Below are 14360 nucleotides of genomic sequence, written 5' to 3' on the forward strand. Positions count from 1 at the left end.
ATACAGGAAAAACAGAAAAAAGCCCGCACCTGAACAGTGCGGGCTTTTTTTTCGGCAAAAATTCAGGAGAGCTTTAACATGCGAGTGCTGAAATTCGGTGGGACCTCGGTAGCGAACGCGGAACGTTTTCTTCGCGTCGCTGACATTCTGGAAAGTAATGCGCAGCAGGGACAGGTTGCCACCGTACTCTCTGCACCTGCGAAGATTACCAACCATCTGGTGGCGATGATCGAGAAGACCATCAGCGGCCAGGACGCGTTGCCCAACATCAGCGACGCCGAGCGTATTTTCGACGAGCTGCTGCAGGGGCTGGCGCAGCGGCAGCCGGGCTTCGACTATGACGGGCAGAAAACCCGCGTCGACCTGGAGTTCGCTCAGCTGAAACAGGTGCTGCACGGCATCAGCCTGCTGGGACAGTGTCCTGACAGCGTCAACGCCGCCATTATCTGCCGCGGCGAGAAGCTCTCAATCGCCATTATGGAGGCGCTGCTGCTGGCGCGCGGCCACGGCGTCACCGTGATCGATCCAGTGGAGAAGCTGCTGGCCGTCGGCCACTATCTCGAATCGACCGTCGATATCGCCGAATCGACGCGCCGCATCGCCGCCAGCCAGATCCCGCCGCGAAATATGATCCTGATGGCCGGCTTTACCGCTGGCAATGAGAAGGGCGAACTGGTGGTGCTGGGGCGTAACGGCTCTGACTACTCCGCCGCGGTGCTGGCCGCCTGTCTGCGTGCCGACTGCTGTGAAATCTGGACCGACGTAGATGGCGTCTACACCTGCGATCCGCGTCAGGTGCCCGACGCGCGCCTGTTGAAGTCGATGTCTTACCAGGAGGCGATGGAGCTCTCCTATTTCGGCGCGAAAGTGCTGCATCCGCGCACCATCGCGCCTATCGCGCAGTTCCAGATCCCGTGCCTGATCAAAAATACCGCCAACCCGCAGGCGCCGGGCACCCTGATCGGGGGCGAAGGGGAGCAGGACGAGAACCCGGTTAAGGGCATCACCAACCTGAATAACATGGCGATGTTCAACGTCTCCGGACCGGGCATGAAGGGCATGGTCGGCATGGCGGCGCGCGTCTTTGCCGCCATGTCGCGCACCGGCATTTCGGTGGTGCTGATTACCCAGTCCTCTTCTGAATACAGCATCAGCTTCTGCGTGCCGCAGAACGAGCAGGCGCGGGCGCGCCGCGTGCTGGAAGAGGAGTTCTACCTGGAGCTGAAAGACGGCCTGCTCGATCCGCTGGGGGTAATGGAACAGCTGGCGGTGATCTCGGTGGTCGGCGACGGCATGCGTACCCTGCGCGGCATCTCCGCTAAATTCTTCTCCGCGCTGGCGCGCGCTAACATTAACATCGTCGCCATCGCGCAGGGCTCGTCAGAGCGCTCTATCTCGGTGGTGGTGAGCAACGATGACGCCACCACCGGCGTGCGCGTGGTGCACCAGATGCTGTTCGCCACCGATCAGGTGATTGAAGTCTTTGTAGTAGGCGTCGGCGGCGTCGGCGGCGCGCTGCTGGATCAGCTCTATCGCCAGCAGGCGTGGCTGAAACAGAAGCATATCGATCTGCGCGTCTGCGGCATCGCCAACTCGCGCGCGCTGCTGACCAACGTGCACGGCATCGACCTGAGCGACTGGAAAGGCGCGCTGAGCGAAGCCAAAGAGCCGTTTAATCCTGACCGCCTGACTCGACTGGTGAAAGAGTATCACCTGCTTAACCCGGTGATCGTCGACTGCACCTCCAGCCAGGCGGTGGCGGATCTCTATGCCGACTTCCTCGGCGACGGTTTCCACGTGGTGACGCCGAACAAAAAGGCCAACACCTCCTCCTGGAACTACTACCAGCAGATGCGCGCCGCCGCCGCGAAATCGCGTCGCAAATTCCTCTACGACACCAACGTCGGCGCGGGGCTGCCGGTGATTGAAAACCTGCAGAATCTGTTAAACGCCGGCGATGAGCTGATTAAGTTTTCCGGTATCCTCTCTGGTTCGCTCTCCTTTATTTTCGGCAAGCTGGACGAGGGCGTGTCGCTCTCGGAAGCGACGAAGCTGGCGCGCGAAATGGGCTTTACCGAGCCCGATCCGCGCGACGACCTCTCTGGCATGGACGTGGCGCGCAAGCTGCTGATCCTGGCGCGCGAAGCGGGCCATAAGCTGGAGCTGAGCGATATCGAGATCGAGCCGCTGCTTCCCGCCAGCCTGAACGAGATCGCCGATGTCGAAACCTTTATGCAGCGCCTGCCGGAGCTGGACAGCGCCTTCGCCGCGCGCGTCGCCGCAGCGCGTGACGAAGGAAAAGTGTTACGCTTCGTCGGCGCGATCGAAGAGGGCGGCGTCTGCAAAGTGAAGATCGACGCGGTCGACAGCAACGATCCGCTCTATAAAGTGAAAAACGGCGAGAACGCCCTGGCGTTTTACAGCCGTTATTATCAGCCGATCCCGCTGGTGCTGCGCGGATACGGCGCGGGAAATGATGTGACGGCGGCGGGCGTCTTCGCCGATCTGCTGCGCACGCTATCGTGGAAGTTGGGAGTTTGATGATGGTAAAAATTTACGCACCGGCCTCGATTGGCAACGTCAGCGTCGGCTTCGACGTGCTGGGCGCGGCGGTGTCGCCGGTGGACGGCGCGCTGCTGGGCGACTGCGTCACGGTAGAAGCGGCGCCGCGCTTTTCGTTGCAGAACAGCGGACGCTTTGTCAGCAAGCTGCCGGACGATCCCAAAGAGAATATCGCCTATCAGTGCTGGCAGCGCTTCTGCGAAGCGATCGGCGAAGAGGTGCCGGTGGCGATGACGCTGGAGAAAAATATGCCGATCGGCTCCGGCCTCGGCTCCAGCGCCTGTTCTGTGGTGGCCGGCTTAATGGCGATGAACGAATTTTGCGGCAAGCCGCTCAGCGACACTCAGCTGCTGACGCTGATGGGCGAGCTGGAAGGGCGCATTTCCGGCAGCGTGCACTATGACAACGTCGCGCCATGCTTCCTCGGCGGCATCCAGCTGATGCTGGAAGAGAACGGCATCATCAGCCAGGCGGTGCCGGGCTTCGACGACTGGCTATGGGTGATGGCCTATCCTGGCATTAAAGTCTCCACCGCCGAAGCGCGCGCCATTCTGCCCGCGCAGTATCGCAAAGAGGATGTGATCAAACATGGCCGTCTGCTGGCGGGCTTTATTCACGCCTGTCATAGCGGTCAGCCGCTGCTGGCCGCTAAACTGATGCAGGATGTGATCGCCGAACCTTACCGCACCAAACTGCTGCCGGGTTTTGCCGAGGCGCGCCAGGCCGCCGTCGACATCGGCGCGCTGGCGTGCGGTATTTCGGGTTCCGGCCCGACGCTTTTCGCCGTTTGCAATCAGATGGAAACGGCGCAGCGGATGGCGGACTGGCTGCGCCAGCACTATCTGCAGAATGATGAAGGCTTCGTCCATATTTGCCGTCTTGATACGGCTGGCGCACGTAAACTGGGATAACGCATGAAACTCTATAACCTTAAGGATCATAACGAGCAGGTGAGCTTTTCGCAGGCGGTAAAACAGGGCCTGGGATCGCAGCAGGGGCTCTTCTTCCCGCTTGAACTGCCGGAATTCGAGCTGACCGACATCGACGCGATGCTGGAGATGGATTTCGTCAGCCGCAGCAGCAAAATTCTCTCTGCCTATATCGGCGATGAAATCGCGCCGCATCAGCTGGCCGAACGCGTTAAAACCGCCTTTGCGTTTCCCGCGCCGGTAGCGAAAGTCAGCGACGATATCTCCTGTCTGGAGCTGTTCCACGGCCCAACGCTGGCGTTTAAAGATTTCGGCGGCCGCTTTATGGCGCAGATGCTCTCTTACGTCTCAGGCGCGGACGAGCAGATCACTATCCTGACCGCGACCTCCGGCGATACCGGCGCGGCCGTGGCGCACGCCTTTTACGGTATGGAAAACGTCCGCGTGGTGATTCTCTACCCGCAGGGCAAAATCAGCCCGCTGCAGGAGAAGCTGTTCTGCACGCTGGGCGGCAATATCGAAACCATCGCCATCGACGGCGACTTCGACGCCTGTCAGGCGCTGGTGAAGCAGGCGTTCGACGACGAGGAGCTGAAAAAGGCGATCGGCCTGAACTCCGCGAACTCCATCAATATCAGCCGCCTGTTGGCGCAGATCTGCTATTACTTCGAAGCGGTGGCGCAGCTGCCGCAGGAGAAACGCAATCAGCTGGTGGTATCGGTGCCGAGTGGCAACTTCGGCGATCTTACCGCCGGCTTGCTGGCGAAATCGCTTGGCCTGCCGATCAAGCGCTTTATCGCCGCCACCAACGCCAACGACACCGTGCCGCGCTTCCTGCAGGGCGGCAGCTGGACGCCGAACGCCACGGTCGCCACGCTGTCGAACGCCATGGACGTCAGCCAGCCGAATAACTGGCCGCGCGTAGAGGAGCTGTTCCGCCGCAAAACCTGGCGCCTGACCGATCTCGCCTACGGCGCAGTGAGCGATGAGACTACCGAGGCGACGATGCGCGAGCTGGCGGAAATCGGCTATATCTCTGAACCCCATGCGGCCATCGCCTATCGTCTGCTGCGCGATCAGCTGCAGGAAGGGGAGTTCGGCCTGTTCCTCGGCACGGCGCACCCGGCGAAATTCAAAGAGAGCGTCGAGGCGATTCTCGGCCAGGCGCTTCCGCTGCCGCAGGAGCTGGCGGACCGGGCCGGTCTGCCGCTGCTGTCGCACGCTATGCAGGCGGATTTCGCGCCGCTGCGCGCGTTTCTGCTGAAGGCGTAATCGCTAACGGCGCGAAGCGCGCCGGTTTGCCCGGCTGCCGGGCATCCACCGGCGCGCGAGTCTGCGTTAGTTATAGACGAGGTTAAAGGTCGCCATACTGTCGGCCTTGCCTGCCTTGATCTGCGGCTCCGTCTGGATATATTGCGCTTTGAACTCCAGCGTCTGGACCTGATTCGGTGTGTTAAGTGTCGCCAGCACCGGCAGTTGATCGGTAGGCGTATTGAGCGGCACCCGTCCACCCGCGGCAACCTGCAGGCCGGAACCGTAGGAGAGCGCGACGCCGACGCCCGAGGCGGAGTCAGCCTGGGGCGTGAGCGCCAGCGCATCTTTATCCCCGGCGGCAGCCATGCCGAAGAAGCCGACTCTTACCGAGGCGCTGTTTTCGCACAGGATCTGAATCTGAAACGATTTTTCGCTGCCCGCTTTGCTGCCCACGCCGCTAAATTCGCCTTTACTGACTTTCCCCATGTCCACATTGATCGCCGACTGATTTGACGTTACCGCGCAGCTGCCATATTTCACGGTGAAGCTGGATAAAATAATTCTTGGTTTATCGGCGATCGGCTGACTGCTGGCGGCGCTGTCGCCTGCCAGTAACGTGGCGGTGCCAATCGGAGTCTCGGGCACGTTAGCGGGCTGATTACCCGGCTGGAGCGGAGAGCCTTGCGACGGGATTTTATAAAAGACCACGTAAGATTGCAGGGTCAGCGTATTGGCCTGATTGATTTGCGCGCTGGTCATCGAGCTGCAGACAGAGCTGCGTTTGCCTTTCGCCGTCGTATCGTAAAACAGGCCGCCGCAGTAAGTGGGTTCTTTAAAACCGATGGCGAAACCGATGCCCTCAGTTCCCGCGATACGGTAAATCGGCGTGGTGTGGCCGCCGGCCAGCGTCGCCTGCAGGCCACTCTCTTCGGCATCGATCGCATAGCCGATATCTTTATAGTTCAGGCCGTTCTCCCCGCTGTTTTTGTTGCAGCTAAAGGCGTTGTTGTTATCCAGCGGCATCTGCGCGGAAATGGGCGTGCCGTCAGCGGCGCCGGGCAGATAGTTGACGTCGTGGGTCTGCACCACGATCTGGCTGACGCCGTGACACTCCTCCTGGGCGAGCGCCTGCTGGCTGAACAGCGCCGCTAAAACCAGCAGCGGCGGAGTGATGGAAAGGGTGAAGTTCATTTGAGATTCCTGTTGGTTAGCGGCAGACGGCGGAGACCAGTTTGACCGGGCTGGCTGAAGGCGTGTTCGGCAGACGGAAGGGCGCCTGGCAGGTTTTCGCCGCGCCATCTTCTCGCCAGCTCAGCGTAATGGTTCCCTGCGCCGGCACGCCGCTGAGATAGAGCTGTCCTTTCTCGGCGACGATGCCGCTGGTGCTGCTGCCTTTTCCCTGCGCCGGCAGATCCAGCTGCGCCGCCGCGCCGAAGGGCGGCGTCCCATCCCGATAGGCCAGCGTAAACAGCACCCGATTGCCGATATGGGTGGCGTAGTCGATCATCACCACCGCGCCGCGGGTGGGAATCGCGGTCTGCGCGCCCAGCTCGACGTCGACGTTATCCGGCAGCGTATCCGCTTCCAGTTCAATGCTGTTCTTGTGGTAGGGCGACAGCGAGGGAACCACCGCATAGCCGCGCCGATCGGTGCTGACGTCGCTGGCGCTCTGGATGGTCACGTCGCTGGCGCCAGGCACCCGGACAATGCCGAAGGTGTCGCCCAGCGGCTGACTCAGGGTGATGCCATGCGCATGGGCGACGATGCCGCCCGCCAGGCCGTAGCTAAGCTGGCTGCTGCGTTTGTCATGACTGATGCCGAGGCTGGCCGTGCCGCTGCCGCCGCGATAGCTCAGCGAGGCGTTGCTGTTAACGTTCTGTCCTTTGCTGTCGTGACCCTGCTGCAGGCTGTAATAGAGGTTTTTGTTCTCCAGCATCGATCCTGACAGCGCCACCTGCTGGGAGGTCTCACCCCTGTTGTCGGTATTCATGCTGTAGCTGACCGAGCTGTCCGGCAGCAGAGCGCTAAGGGGAATGCTGAGGTTAAAGGTAATGGCGCGATCGGCTTTTCTGCTGCCGCTGGAATCGGTATAAAAGTAACCCACGCCCCAGGAGGCGCTTTTAAAGGTGCTGTAATAGCCGAGATGCAGCGTCCGCTCCTCGCTGCCGGTTCGCCAGTAACTTTGCATATAGGCTGCCAGGCTGAGGCTGCCGTAGTCGCCGAATCCCTGCGACACGGAGACCTCTGAACGGCTGCGCTTGTTATTAACAAAAGAGGTCGGGCTCATCAGGGCGTTTGCTTCGCTGAAAGAGTAGAAGCCGCCGGAAGAGTAGCGGTAGTTCGCCATGCTGAAGGTGGTGTTGGTCGAAGCGAAACTTTTCTGATACTGCACCCGCACCGACTGGCCGGCACTGCGCCTGTTCTGAGGCAGCTCGGTTTTCGCCCAGCTCACATCCACCCCGACGGAACCAAAATCGCCAAATCCTTTCCCCAGCCCCGCCGCCGCGGAATGGTAGTTTTGCGCCACCAGCGCGCCGCCGAAAGCGGTGAAATCCATCGGCAGGCCGTAGAACAAGGTAGATTGCATAAACAGGGGCGAACGCAGCGGCGTGCTGCCGGCGTAGTGATAGCGGCCGACGCTGACGCTGTAGCGCTTATGGCCCTGGCGCAGCATAAAAGGAATGGCGGAGTAGGGCTGGGTAAACTTGCGCTCCGAGCCGTCGCTCTCTTTGATGACGACTTCCAGATCGCCGCTTTGCGCCGTGGGATAGAGATCCCTGATCTCGAACGCGCCGGGCGCGACCTGAGTTTCATAGATCACATAACCATGCTGGCTCACCGTCACTCTGGCGTTGCTGTGGGCAATGCCATGGATAACCGGCGCGAAGCCGCGCTGGCTGTCCGGCAGCATCGTGTCGTCAGACATCATCTGCATCCCGCGAAACTGCACGCTGTCGAACACCTCGCCGGAGGTATAGGTATCGCCCACGCGAAACTGACTGCGCAGCATTTTAATATCGCGCTCAAGATAAGTGGTTTGCGACTGCCAGTGACTGGTCAGATCGTAACGGTAGGTAGAGGTATTGCGCAGACGCCAGGCGCCGAGATTGGCGCCGCTGCGCAGGCTCAGCAGGGAAGATTGCCAGTCGCTGCCCTCATTACGGGAGCGGGTGCCGGAAAGGGTGTAATCAACGAAGGCCGCCGGAACGCCCTCATCCCATTTAGCCGGATCGATATAGTCGCCTTTTTTTTCCGTCAGGGCGATTTGCGGAATACTGATCGTCAGCTGCTGCTGCGAAAAGTCGAACCGCGTCGAGGCGTCGGGAATAAAGTCGCCCAGCTCCTGTACCGTTTCGCCCTCTTTAAGCCGGTCGAAAGCGGAAAACGCGCGCACGTTAACGCCCATCTCCGCCAGCTGACGCACCGTCAGTAGCGGAACCAGCCCGTTACGTCCTTCGACAAAGGTCACGTCGCGACTCTCCCAGACATTATTATTCAGCAAAACGGTGACGTGATAGGTGCCCGGCTGCTCGCCGCCTTCCCGGCTGAAATAGTGCAGATCGGCGGTTTTCTGCTGCTGCGAAGAGAACTCCAGCGCCGCGGGATTGAAATAATCCTCTGCAAAAGCGGTACGCGCCGGACTCATCAGCATCAGCACGCCAGGCAGACCCGCCAGCCAGGGATGCAGGGGATAAGAGTGGCGTTTTTTCGCCTTAGAGGCGGCGTTGAGCGTCGGGATGCTTACTTTCACGTCGATATTTCCAGAGGCAATCCGCTTCGAGAAAGCTTTACGCTGCGCGGATCGGGAGAATTAACGGGTCTGCTCCGGCGTAGTGCCGCCAAAGTCGTTAATCGCCGACCATGTCACGGGACCGGTACCGGCGGCTGGCCAGCGCCGATCTTCGCCCGGACCAATCATGCCCGGCTGCTGAATGTCATGGCCGCCGACGCTCAGGCGGTAAAAAGAGACGAAATAGGGCGTCGGGTTATGGCCAATCAGCTGATTGCCCTCGCGGCGAAACGTCAGCTGGCGCCAGGCCTCTGCGGGCGAGCCGGTTAACCCTTTGGGGCGGTAAAAAAGTTTGAATTTAGATTTGATATTGATTTGCAGCTGATTGTTTTGATCGCGCGACGAGGGCGCAATAGATTTAATGTTTAGCCAGAATACGGACTCGCGATCTTTCGGCAGCGGCAGACCGTTATAGTTAATACGCAAGATATTCTCTTTTTCCGCATCGAGACGGAATAGAGGCGGCGTCACGATAAAAGGCACCGGCGTTTTACTGTTATCGCTATTTTCAATCCACGACTGCACCAGATAAGGCGTATCTTTATCCTCATTGGTTACGGTCAGCGTGGCTTCTTTTTTCCTTCCTGGAAAACGACGCGCGTTCCGCCCATCACAATACCCGCCTGCGCCGCGATGCTCAGCAGAGAGGCTGAAAGAAGAACGAGAGGTCTGATCTTTTTTAAAATAAAAAATGTCATTGCGGTTATTCTTTTTCAGGAAGTCGCAGGCAGGGTTTCCCCTGCCGTCGATCAGTTGTAAACCATCACGAAATTAGAGGTGGCGTTCGCAGGGCCCACGGCGATAGCTGCGCCATCGCTTTTATAATCGGCGAAGAAGTTCAGGTCGGCGGAACCGCCATCCTTGCCGCTGCCGCTGGTGACGTTGACCGCTTTTGAAATCGAGCCGATGGCCACCGGCGTGGCGCGGTCGGACTCATAGAGCTTGATGCCGACGCCGGTCGCGCCGCCGGTGGTCTTCAGCAGCGTGCTGTCGCCGCTATCTTTATCGCCGTCAAACAGCACGGCCACGTTGGCGACCGACTCAGGACAGTTTTTCACTGAAATCGTGAAAGGGGTTTGCGTGGTCTCGGTGCGGCTTTCAAAGTAGGACTTCGCCCATTTGCCTAAATCCACGGTCTGGCTTTTGCTTGCCGCGGAAATTTCGCAGGAGACGTCGGTGATTTCGCCGGTAAATTTCACTTCGCCACCTGCGCCTTGAGTGCCCGCCTCTGCGCCCGGGTTGGTATGAATAGGCGACGCTCCATCAGTGGGCTCTGCAAAGGCTGCGCCGGAGGTCATCAACCCCGCCAGAATTACTGGCAGCACGCTGTTTTTAATCTTCATTGAAAGTGTCTCTTTTCAGTTCATGCAAAATAATCAGGGGAAACCTTTCCCTGTGGCCTAATTACATTTCAAAAGCAGCTATAGCCCTGCGCCTGGCCAGGCTATGAGGCGAATAGTATTCCGCAGTTTTTCTATATCGATATTCAACAGGTGAAGGCTTTTATAAATAGCAAATATGTTGCTGTGAATTTATTACCTGAGATTAACTTTTTTAAAACGCAGCCTGGCAATAAAAGGTTGTTGTTAATTTTTTTGAGGAGATATTAAGAATAATCATGCAATTAAATGCTTTTCTTTGCGCGGGTGCTAACGGAGTAAAATACGGCTGCGTTTGCTATGACGAATAATGCATGCGCGCTGTGCCGCAGCCGAAATAATAGCGCCTTTGCCGCCGCGCAATCGGGCGGCAAAGCCTGCGCTTATTTCTGCTGGTAACGCTTAAACACCAGCTCGTTCTCGCTGCTGCTCGCTTTATCAAAGACGTAGCCGTCCACATCGAACTGCTTCAGCGCGTCGGGATCGGTCAGACGATGCTGGATAACGTAGCGGCTCATCAGGCCGCGCGCTTTTTTAGCGTAAAAGCTGATCACTTTGAACGCGCCGTTCTTTTCGTCGAGGAACACCGGCTTCACCAGGCGGCCTTGCAGCTGTTTCGGCTTAATCGCCCGGAAATACTCGTCCGACGCCAGGTTAATCAGCACCTCGTCGCCCTGTTCCTGCAGCGCGGCGTTAAGATGCTGCGTCAGCAGATCGCCCCAGAAGCTGTAGAGATCTTTACCTGCCGGGCTGGCCAGCTTAATGCCCATCTCGAGACGATAGGGCTGCATCAGGTCGAGCGGACGCAGCACGCCGTACAGGCCGGAGAGCATGCGCAGATGCTGCTGGGCGAAGTCGAAATCCGCTTCGCTGAAGCTCTCTGCCTGCAGACCGGTGTAGACGTCGCCTTTAAACGCCAGAATCGCCTGGCGCGCATTCTCCGGCGTAAAATCGGGCTGCCAGCTGTTGAAGCGTTCGGCATTCAGGTGCGCCAGCTTATCGCTGATACCCATAAGCGAAGCGATCTGCGCCGGTGAGAGATCGCGCGCCACCTCGATCAGCTGTTGTGATTTTTCTAACAGCGCAGGCTGGGTATAGCGCCGGGTCGCCAGCGGGCTGCTAAAATCGAGCGTTTTGGCGGGTGAGATCACCATTAACATAATCGCTTCCTCGGTTATCCTTTGTCGCTACAGGGAAATGTCACTTATCAGGCCGCCGAGTGTAACAAAAAAGCCGCAGCGACAGGCAAATCGCAGCCATTCGTTCGCGCTATCGTAAACGGCATCTGGCGACCTTGCGCCTCGGTTGCCGCATGATATTATCGCAACAGCCTTTTTCACCCTGACATTACATAAGAGACAACAGACATGACGGACAAACTGACCTCCTTGCGTCAACTCACCACCGTTGTCGCCGACACCGGCGATATCGCAGCCATGAAGCTCTATCAGCCGCAAGACGCGACCACCAACCCTTCTCTGATCCTGAACGCCGCGCAGATCCCTGAATACCGCAAGCTGATCGACGAAGCGATTAGCTGGGCGCGCGAGCAGAACGGCAGCAAAGATGAGCTGATCTCGCTGGTGTCGGACAAACTGGCCGTCAACATTGGTCTGGAAATCCTCAAGCTGATTCCGGGCCGCATCTCGACCGAAGTCGACGCGCGTCTCTCCTATGACACCGAAGGCAGCATCGCCAAAGCGCGCAGCCTGATTAAACTCTACAACGACGCGGGCATCAGCAACGACCGTATCCTGATCAAGCTGGCGTCAACCTGGCAGGGCATCCGCGCGGCGGAGCAGCTGGAAAAAGAAGGCATTAACTGTAACCTGACGCTGCTCTTCTCCTTCGCCCAGGCGCGCGCCTGCGCTGAAGCGGGCGTGTTCCTGATTTCGCCGTTCGTGGGCCGTATCCTCGACTGGTACAAAAACAATACCGACAAGAAAGAGTACGCGCCGCACGAAGATCCGGGCGTGGTGTCGGTTTCTGAAATCTACAGCTACTACAAGCAGCACGGTTATGAAACCGTAGTGATGGGCGCAAGCTTCCGTAACGTCGGCGAGATCCTGGAGCTGGCGGGCTGCGATCGCCTGACCATCTCTCCGGCGCTGCTGAAAGAGCTGGCGGAGAGCGAAGGCACGGTTGAGCGTAAGCTGAGCTACAGCGGCGACGTTAAAGCGCGTCCGGCGAAGATGACCGAATCTGAGTTCCTGTGGCAGCACAACCAGGATCCGATGGCGGTCGCGAAGCTGGCGGAAGGCATCCGTAACTTCGCCGTCGACCAGGGCAAGCTTGAGAAAATGATCGCCGACCTGCTGTAATCCGTTGCCGTGGCGGCCTGGCCGCCACGGTTTTCTCTTTGCCTCACTTTCTATTATCCTCTCTGCTATTCCTCTTTTGTCTTACCGCTTTGCGGTCAACCCGGGTAACAACATCATGGATACTTTACGCATTGGCCTGATCTCCGTTTCCGATCGCGCCGCGAACGGCATTTATCAGGATCAGGGCATTCCGGCGCTGGAAGCCTGGCTAAGCAGCGCGCTGGCGACCCCTTTTACGACCGAAACCCGGCTGGTGCCGGATGAGCAGCCGCTAATCGAACAGGCGATCTGCGAGCTGGTGGACGAGCGTTTCTGCCATCTGGTGCTTACCACCGGCGGCACCGGCCCGGCACGCCGCGACGTCACGCCCGACGCCACGCTGGCGGTGGCCGATCGCGAAATGCCCGGCTTCGGCGAACAGATGCGTCAGATTAGCCTGCAGTTTGTGCCTACGGCCATTCTGTCGCGCCAGGTCGGCGTAATCCGCAAACAGTCGCTGGTGCTGAATCTGCCAGGACAGCCGAAGTCGATTAAAGAGACGCTGGAAGGGGTGAAAGAGGCCGACGGCAAGGTGAAAGTGCCGGGGATTTTTGCGGCTGTACCCTATTGTTTACAGCTTCTGGAAGGGCCTTACGTTGAAACGCATCGCGAAGTGGTAGCAGCTTTTCGCCCCAAAAGCGCCATAAAGCAGATAAATAACTAAAAATTCGTCATTTCAGGCATAGCCTCTGGCGACGCTGGTGTAGTGAAAGATGGACGGTATAGTAAGCGTAAATTTACAAATCCAACTTTACCTCTGGAACCTGTACGCTTATGGATGCACATGCTGCCCATCGCCTGAAAAAGCAAGATTACAAAACGCTGTCGCTGGCCGCGCTCGGCGGCGCGCTGGAGTTCTACGACTTTATCATTTTCGTCTTTTTCGCCGCCGTTATCGGCGAGCTCTTCTTCCCGCCTGATATTCCTGACTGGCTGCGCCAGCTGCAAACTTTTGCGATTTTCGCCGCCGGCTATCTGGCGCGCCCGCTCGGCGGCCTGATCATGGCGCATTTCGGCGACAAGGTAGGGCGCAAGAAAATGTTCAGCCTGAGCATCCTGCTGATGGCGCTGCCGACGCTGGCGATGGGCGTGCTGCCCACCTACGATACGGCGGGCATCGCCGCGCCGCTGCTGATGCTGCTGCTGCGCCTGCTGCAGGGCGCGGCGATTGGCGGCGAAGTGCCGGGCGCCTGGGTGTTTGTGGCGGAGCATGTGCCGGAAAAGCGGATCGGTTTCGCCTGCGGCACCCTGACCGCCGGGCTTACGGCAGGGATCCTGCTGGGTTCGCTGGTTGCGACCGCCATCAACAGCAGCATGACGCCGCAGACGGTCGCCAGCATCGGCTGGCGTATTCCCTTCTTCCTTGGCGGGCTGTTTGGGCTGCTGGCGATGTATCTGCGTCGCTGGCTGCATGAGACGCCGGTTTTCCAGCAGATGCAGCAGCGTAAAATGCTGGCCGATACGCTGCCGTTAAAAACCGTACTCACTCAACATAGAGGCGGCGTTCTGCTCTCTATGCTGCTTACCTGGCTGCTCTCCGCCTGTATCGTGGTGGTGATTTTAATGGCGCCTGCGCTAATGCAGAAACAGCACGCGATCGGTGCCGCGCTGAGTTTGCAGGCCAACTGTCTGGCGACGGTAATGCTGCTGGCGGGCTGCGTGATTGCCGGGTGGCTGGTGGACTGGATAGGCGCGGCGAAAACCCTGATGGGCGGCTCGCTGCTGCTGGCAGTTTGCAGCTGGCATTTTTTCGCCAGCCAGACGCCGGATGGCGACGGTCTCTTCTTTAACTACGGGCTGGCGGGGCTGAGCGTCGGCGTGGTGGGTGTGGTGCCTTATCTGATGGTGCGCGCCTTTCCGGCACCGGTACGCTTTACCGGCATCTCTTTCTCCTACAATGTTGCCTACGCCATCTTTGGCGGCCTGACGCCCATCTTCGTCACGTTGATCCTGCGCCTGACGCCGCTGGCGCCGGCCTGGTATGTGCTGGCGCTGACGCTGGTCGGATTGCTGATCGGGATGTGGCTTTACCATGTTGAACGGCAGGGCGCGCTGGCGAGTGATACGCGCCTGTAGCCAGGCGCGT

General features: G+C 59.0%; 10 protein-coding genes, 1 pseudogene and 1 other annotated feature (1 of these 12 cut by a window edge). Of the genes and pseudogenes, 6 read left to right on the forward strand and 5 right to left on the reverse strand.

Annotated features, from left to right (window positions below; translation table 11 throughout):
• Positions 1-53: a sequence feature (Thr leader region), on the forward strand (it extends 65 nt beyond the left edge of the window).
• Between the two features lie 25 nt (positions 54-78).
• The 3 genes from thrA to thrC are packed head-to-tail and all read left to right on the forward strand — an operon-like array spanning position 79 to position 4763.
• Positions 79-2541, forward strand: coding sequence for a bifunctional aspartate kinase/homoserine dehydrogenase I (gene thrA, locus B3229_RS13455; RefSeq protein ID WP_286871458.1), 2463 nt, complete (start codon positions 79-81; stop codon positions 2539-2541).
• Positions 2542-2543: 2 nt separating this feature from the next.
• Positions 2544-3473 carry a homoserine kinase gene (gene thrB, locus B3229_RS13460; protein ID WP_286871632.1) on the forward strand — a complete coding sequence of 310 codons (930 nt, stop codon included), beginning with the start codon at positions 2544-2546 and terminating at the stop codon, positions 3471-3473.
• Between the two features lie 3 nt (positions 3474-3476).
• Positions 3477-4763, forward strand: a complete 1287-nt coding sequence (gene thrC, locus B3229_RS13465; protein ID WP_033749414.1) for a threonine synthase — start codon at positions 3477-3479, stop codon at positions 4761-4763.
• Positions 4764-4829: 66 nt separating this feature from the next.
• Here the strand turns inward: thrC and B3229_RS13470 are convergent, their stop codons facing one another.
• From B3229_RS13470 to yaaA, 5 genes and pseudogenes are all read right to left on the reverse strand, one after another.
• Positions 4830-5936, reverse strand: coding sequence for a fimbrial protein (locus B3229_RS13470; RefSeq protein ID WP_286871461.1), 1107 nt, complete (start codon positions 5934-5936; stop codon positions 4830-4832).
• Between the two features lie 16 nt (positions 5937-5952).
• Positions 5953-8496, reverse strand: a complete 2544-nt coding sequence (locus tag B3229_RS13475; RefSeq protein WP_286871463.1) for a fimbria/pilus outer membrane usher protein — start codon at positions 8494-8496, stop codon at positions 5953-5955.
• A 60-nt stretch (positions 8497-8556) separates the two neighbouring features.
• A pseudogene (locus B3229_RS13480) lies at positions 8557-9233 on the reverse strand (fimbrial biogenesis chaperone).
• A 51-nt stretch (positions 9234-9284) separates the two neighbouring features.
• Positions 9285-9878 (reverse strand): fimbrial protein, encoded by a 594-nt coding sequence (locus B3229_RS13485; RefSeq protein WP_048782362.1) that lies wholly within the window; start codon positions 9876-9878, stop codon positions 9285-9287.
• 419 nt (positions 9879-10297) lie between these two features.
• The gene (gene yaaA, locus B3229_RS13490) at positions 10298-11074 is read right to left on the reverse strand and encodes a peroxide stress protein YaaA (protein ID WP_286871466.1); all 777 of its coding nucleotides are present in this window, start codon (positions 11072-11074) and stop codon (positions 10298-10300) included.
• A gap of 207 nt (positions 11075-11281) precedes the next feature.
• Here yaaA and tal point away from each other — a divergent pair, with 207 nt between their 5' ends.
• From tal to B3229_RS13505, 3 genes are all read left to right on the forward strand, one after another.
• Positions 11282-12235, forward strand: a complete 954-nt coding sequence (gene tal, locus B3229_RS13495) for a transaldolase (RefSeq protein ID WP_033749420.1) — start codon at positions 11282-11284, stop codon at positions 12233-12235.
• 115 nt (positions 12236-12350) lie between these two features.
• Positions 12351-12938, forward strand: a complete 588-nt coding sequence (mog, locus tag B3229_RS13500; RefSeq protein ID WP_048782358.1) for a molybdopterin adenylyltransferase — start codon at positions 12351-12353, stop codon at positions 12936-12938.
• A 110-nt stretch (positions 12939-13048) separates the two neighbouring features.
• On the forward strand, positions 13049-14350 hold the full coding sequence (locus B3229_RS13505; protein WP_286871468.1) for an MFS transporter: 1302 nt from the start codon (positions 13049-13051) through the stop codon (positions 14348-14350).
• The last annotated feature ends 10 nt before the right edge of the window (positions 14351-14360 follow it).

The sequence above is a fragment of the Pantoea sp. UBA5035 genome, assembly GCF_002415245.1.
In the GTDB taxonomy this organism is placed as follows: Bacteria; Pseudomonadota; Gammaproteobacteria; order Enterobacterales; family Enterobacteriaceae; genus Pantoea; species Pantoea septica.